The organism is Persicitalea sp. (assembly GCF_041751555.1).
In the GTDB taxonomy this organism is placed as follows: Bacteria; Bacteroidota; Bacteroidia; order Cytophagales; family Spirosomataceae; genus Persicitalea.
On record NZ_JBGSXF010000758.1, the window covers coordinates 1 to 4,608 of the forward strand.

At 52.7% G+C, this 4,608-nt stretch carries 7 protein-coding genes; 3 read left to right on the top strand and 4 right to left on the bottom strand.

The window, feature by feature from the left end; all coding sequences use genetic code 11:
- The 3 genes from ACEW8P_RS26410 to ACEW8P_RS26420 form a co-directional block, all read right to left on the bottom strand.
- On the bottom strand, nt 1–258 hold a 258-nt coding region (locus tag ACEW8P_RS26410), incomplete at its 3' end, for a YitT family protein (protein WP_373516054.1).
- A 46-nt stretch (nt 259–304) separates the two neighbouring features.
- On the bottom strand, nt 305–700 hold the full coding sequence (locus ACEW8P_RS26415) for a TerB family tellurite resistance protein (protein ID WP_373516055.1): 396 nt from the start codon (nt 698–700) through the stop codon (nt 305–307).
- A 61-nt stretch (nt 701–761) separates the two neighbouring features.
- Nucleotides 762–1,739: a hypothetical protein gene (locus tag ACEW8P_RS26420; RefSeq protein WP_373516056.1), complete on the bottom strand. Its 978-nt coding sequence runs from the start codon at nt 1,737–1,739 to the stop codon at nt 762–764.
- A 104-nt stretch (nt 1,740–1,843) separates the two neighbouring features.
- Between ACEW8P_RS26420 and ACEW8P_RS26425 the strand changes: the two genes are divergently transcribed.
- The 3 genes from ACEW8P_RS26425 (at nt 1,844) to nhaA (ending at nt 4,330) form a co-directional block, all read left to right on the top strand.
- Nucleotides 1,844–2,503, top strand: a complete 660-nt coding sequence (locus ACEW8P_RS26425; RefSeq protein ID WP_373516057.1) for an MCP four helix bundle domain-containing protein — start codon at nt 1,844–1,846, stop codon at nt 2,501–2,503.
- A 228-nt stretch (nt 2,504–2,731) separates the two neighbouring features.
- Complete coding sequence (locus ACEW8P_RS26430; RefSeq protein WP_373516058.1) at nt 2,732–3,088, top strand: hypothetical protein; 357 nt, start codon at nt 2,732–2,734, stop codon at nt 3,086–3,088.
- A gap of 45 nt (nt 3,089–3,133) precedes the next feature.
- Entirely contained in the window at nt 3,134–4,330 is a 1,197-nt protein-coding gene (gene nhaA / locus ACEW8P_RS26435) for a Na+/H+ antiporter NhaA (RefSeq protein WP_373516059.1), read from the top strand.
- 62 nt (nt 4,331–4,392) lie between these two features.
- On the opposite strand, the gene ACEW8P_RS26440 is transcribed toward nhaA, so the two are convergent.
- Nucleotides 4,393–4,608: dihydrofolate reductase (locus tag ACEW8P_RS26440; RefSeq protein WP_373516060.1), on the bottom strand; the 216-nt coding region annotated here is incomplete at its 5' end.

The following is a 4,608-nucleotide window of genomic DNA, read 5'->3' on the forward strand; positions in this document are numbered from 1 at the left end:
GCTGCGAATGGCGAAGGTGCGGCCGATGAAGCGGTAAGCCATTACGATGAACGGCAGGTTGATTAGTGGGATCAAAATTGCCAGCGGAAGTCCGAAGATTTCGCTGAGCAGCATCGAGATGCCCGTCGCGCCGCCGTCGATGAAGTTGCTGGACATCAGGAAGCCCTTGAGGCCCATGCCCGCGCTGCCGATGCCCAATAGAATGAGAATGGTGTCTTTGAAGATAAAGCCGATTCTGGCTTTTTTTTGCTTGGTCATTTTTTGTTTAAAAGCTGGGGTCAGCGACCCCATAATTTATTTGAATTCACCCGACTGAGCTTATCATTTGCGTTTGCCTTCGGTCGGCTGTCATTGACAGCAGTTCTCGCCAAAACTTGCGAATAAACTCCCATTCCATCCTCGAAGCGCCTTCGTGCGCCCTCGCCACCTGCAGTAGGATGTTGATAAAACGCTTCCGGGTTTCGCGGTTGATTTCGATGCCCTCGCCAGCCATGCGCCGCATTCCGGTTTTGTAAGCTTCCGCCGTGCTGTACTCGAAATTATCCCGCAGGAAGAATCCGCACACGGCCAGTTCGCCGTGCGGCTCGTCGAGCAGGATCTCGCGGACGGCCTTGACTTCTTCTTTTTGCAGTTCGCCGTCGAGTTTTGAAAGGGCATAAATGACGCTGCCCAGCCCCATTAACAGATCAGGTGAATTCATGACTTTTTGTTTTTTGGTAATATATGGATTTTATTTTTTGAAAAATGGAAAAGCAGGAGGTTCAGGCAAACGAGTGCGCGGCTAACTGGTGGAAAACACGCTCGTCAAGCCGAAAGCGGTCATTGAGTGTCAGGCTACTGCGGGCGGTAAAAAGCGCGTAGTTGACCGCGTTGTACAGCAGCCAGTATGAGAGTTCAGACTCCAGCATCCGCTCTTCGAGCCGCAACCGCTCGCGGGCTTGCTTAGCCAGTTGGGCCGGAATGGGTAGTTCCCTTAATAGAGTCACATCCACCCCGGCGGCGACGGTTTGCTGAAAGTGATCGTACACCTGAGTCGTCAGAGTGTGCTCAGTAGTCAGGTGTTCGGCGATCAGGTCACGCAGATGTTCCTGAAAAAGCTCAATGGTGAGTGCACTGTGGTGGATATTACGAATCTGCGAACGAGTCTGTCGCGTACGCTCCGGCGTGGTAGTGCTTTTGGGTGGTTGCTTCTTCTTGCTCCCCCCGGTCCACTGCTCGAGCCAGAATTCATATTCAGCTAAGTCGGCGAACGGATCGGCCCAGCCCATCAACCCGTTCTGGCACATGTTGCGGTAGAGGCTGCTGCCCAGCCGCGTGGCGGGGTCGAGCAGGGAAGTGAGAGACTGCCCCTGAATGCTGAAGGGCGTCTTGCCGTTGTAGCTGTTGGTCAGCGTCAGGCTGCGGTGCAGGTTTTCCGTTCCAACCTGCACGGTGGCGGGCAGCACAATGCTGATGGTGAATTCACCGGTCGTGGTGTATTTGATCACCAGTTGGTAGTCAGCTACCAGTTCGTCGATCACCTCACGGATAGCGGCGTTGGGAACAATGGTGTAATCTGCGCTTTGAATGCCGAAAAGCGTTTTGCGCCCCCCAGGCCTCTGCCCTACCACCAGTTGTTGACGGTCGGTGGCGATGATGTCGTAACCGGGCAGCATATCGGTCAGCCAGAGCGACTCGACGGGGTAGCAGATTTCTTCCCATGAGTCAGTTACTTGAGGTTCTGTGCTGATATAAGTCATAAAACTTGCGTTTTTGTTTTTACAGTTGTAAATTTACAGTCATAAAATTTCAATTCAAAGTAAGAGTATAATATTCTCTCAGTTTCCATCAGAACCGACTCGCTATGGATATCTCCCAATTGCTTACTCAAAAAGTAAAAGTGGCAGCCTTGCTGTTTCTGGTGATGGCCTTCGTGGTGCTGTACTCGCTGCGCGTAGACAATAGGGCCCACCATTTGGACGAGGCCGTCACATCGGTTTACAAAGACAGATTACAGCCCGCGCTGATTATCGTGTACCTGAGCGAGAACCTTCACGACAAACGCCGACTTCTCGACAATCACCTGAGTGAGCACTCGAGACTCTCCGCCACTGAATTGAAAACTAAACTCGCGGAATACGACGAAAAAAACGACCAACTCGTGGCTAATTTTGAGCAGACCCTCCTCACCCGCAACGAGGCGGCGGTATTGAAGGAATTCAAAAGTGACCTGGCTACCAACTCTCGTCTGGAAAGCGTAGTGATGCAGCGGATCACCGACGAAAACAGGGAGATTGCCACCGCGCTATATAATAAGGATGGGGTGGCCCTTTTCCGCCAGAGTATTGAGAACCTGCATATCCTCGCCCGAATCCAGTCGGAGACCGGACAGGAAATCGTGCTGGGATCGCACCGCGATGCCGCCGGGGTGTCGGTCATTACCTCGCTGATGATCGCCGTGGCCGTGATCGTCGGGATTCTTATTCAGAGCCTGATTCAAAAAATCAGATTCCATCTAAATTAATTTAGTCCTCACAAAATCAATAAGTTATGAATAAACTCATCAGATCTAAACTACCAGCGGCTCCGAAAGTGGATCAGTCGGGCAAAAACGGCTTCAACTCTTCCAACAATCCGATCGAGGAGGTAACCTGCTAACCATAAGCCGCCGGAGATCTGTCACCCTGAGAAAAAACAATTTAAAGCAGTCAAATCTGCTCCAATTTAATAGCCTTTGAAAATCTGAGATATCATGAAAACCATCCAAACTTTCATCATTACAGTTTGTGCGATGCTGCTGAGCAGTTTCGAGATCTTTTCGCAGGATGAGCAAAAGGTAAAAGTCGATCCCGGCGTATCGGTACACAACTACAAGCATCCCCACAAAGCGAAGCTGGCGAAGGATTCGCAAAAGATCCAGCGTCGCGGTCGATTCTCCTCCCGCGTCGGCATCGTGCCGCGTGCCGTCATAGCACCCAGAGAAAGTTTTCAGCCAAGTACCCCCAAGTACAAGCGGCGTCCGGGCTGGTCTATTTTCAGAAATTCCAATCCTACGCCTACGCGGCTCAACCCGCTGACGAACCCCGGCAATTACAAGACGCAGCATTAATTTGTCGGGCATCCACCGAAGGGCAGAAGTCGATAAAAAATATAGATGAAGACCAAAAGGAGAATAGTCAGAATAAAAAATGTAGTAAAGCCGATCGCCGAACCGGTTATCAACACTATCCGCGATCTGGCCGAGAGTGGACGGCTATCGGGTATACTGCTGCTGGTTGCCACTGCCGTGGCGATGATCTGGGCCAATTCGTCGCAGGGTGCGGCCTTTTTGGGGTTTTGGAAACAGAAAGTCGGCTTTCCGCCGCTGGACAAAACCATCAGTCACTGGGTAAACGACGGTCTGATGGCCGTCTTTTTCTTTTTTGTGGGGCTGGAAATCAAGCGCGAATTCCTGGTGGGAGAACTCTCCGACTGGCGGCAGGCCGTGTTGCCAGTCGTGGCTGCTCTGGGCGGGGCTATAGTTCCGGCGGCGATATACCTCGCTTTCAACGCCGATACAATTGCCGCCGATGGTTGGGCCATTCCCACCGCGACAGACATCGCGTTTTCGCTTGGGATGCTCTCGCTGCTGGGCAAGCGGGTGCCTTTCGCTTTGAAAGTCCTGCTGACCGCCATCGCCGTCATCGACGATTTGATTGCGGTGCTGGTCATCGCGCTTTTCTATACCCACGAGATCCATTCTGATATGTTGCTCGGCGCGGCAGCTACCTTGGCGGTGCTACTCGCGCTCAATTACTTCAAAGTACTTCGCTTTGTTTTCTATCTTATCCCCGGCCTACTGCTCTGGTTCTTTGTCCTCAAATCGGGCGTTCACGCCACCATTGCCGGGGTACTTTTAGCTATGACTATTCCCCTCAGCCAACTGGGCAAGATCGAACACGCGCTTTATAAGCCCGTTAACTACCTCATCATGCCCATTTTCGCGCTGGCCAATACGGGCATCGTCCTGGCCGGGGACGTGTCCGCTTTGCTGACATTGCCATTAAGTTTGGGGATCGTGGCGGGGTTATTTCTGGGAAAACCGCTGGGTATCGTGCTGTTTTCCTGGGGCGTCGTCAAGTCGGGAATGGCCAAACTACCCACCGGGCTGAAATGGCGGCACATTTTTGGCTTGGGCTTTACGGCGGGCATTGGCTTCACGATGTCTATCTTCATCGCCAGCCTTTCCTTCCCGGACGCAGTCCAACAAAGCAGCGCCAAGCTGGCGATCATGGTCGGAACGGTGCTTTCGGGGATTGTAGGATTGCTGTGGTTGGTGAAGGTCAAGAAGACGATGGCGCGTAACCCGTAAGGCCGGACAGGCGCACCTTCGGACAGGCGCGCGGCGGGCGAACTTATGTGTTCGCCCCTACCTTACCTAGTTCGTACAAACCGCTTCATCGAAAAAGCGTAGGCATGACGCTCGTCCACCTCGTGCCGATCAGAGTAAACTTCTTTCCAGTCCGCCCAGTCGATTTCCGGGAAGTACGCATCGCCTTCGATAGTCGCGTGGACTGTGGTCAAGTACAGCTTGTCCGCGCGCGGCAGCATTTCTTCGAAAAGGCTCACTCCGCCCAAAACAAAAACCTC

Coding starts and splice junctions, on each gene's coding strand:
- ACEW8P_RS26415 (WP_373516055.1), bottom strand. CDS start 700: ATGAATTCACCTGATCTGTTAATGGGGCTGGGCAGCGTCATTTATGCC.
- ACEW8P_RS26420 (WP_373516056.1), bottom strand. CDS start 1,739: ATGACTTATATCAGCACAGAACCTCAAGTAACTGACTCATGGGAAGAA.
- ACEW8P_RS26425 (WP_373516057.1), top strand. CDS start 1,844: ATGGATATCTCCCAATTGCTTACTCAAAAAGTAAAAGTGGCAGCCTTG.
- ACEW8P_RS26430 (WP_373516058.1), top strand. CDS start 2,732: ATGAAAACCATCCAAACTTTCATCATTACAGTTTGTGCGATGCTGCTG.
- nhaA (WP_373516059.1), top strand. CDS start 3,134: ATGAAGACCAAAAGGAGAATAGTCAGAATAAAAAATGTAGTAAAGCCG.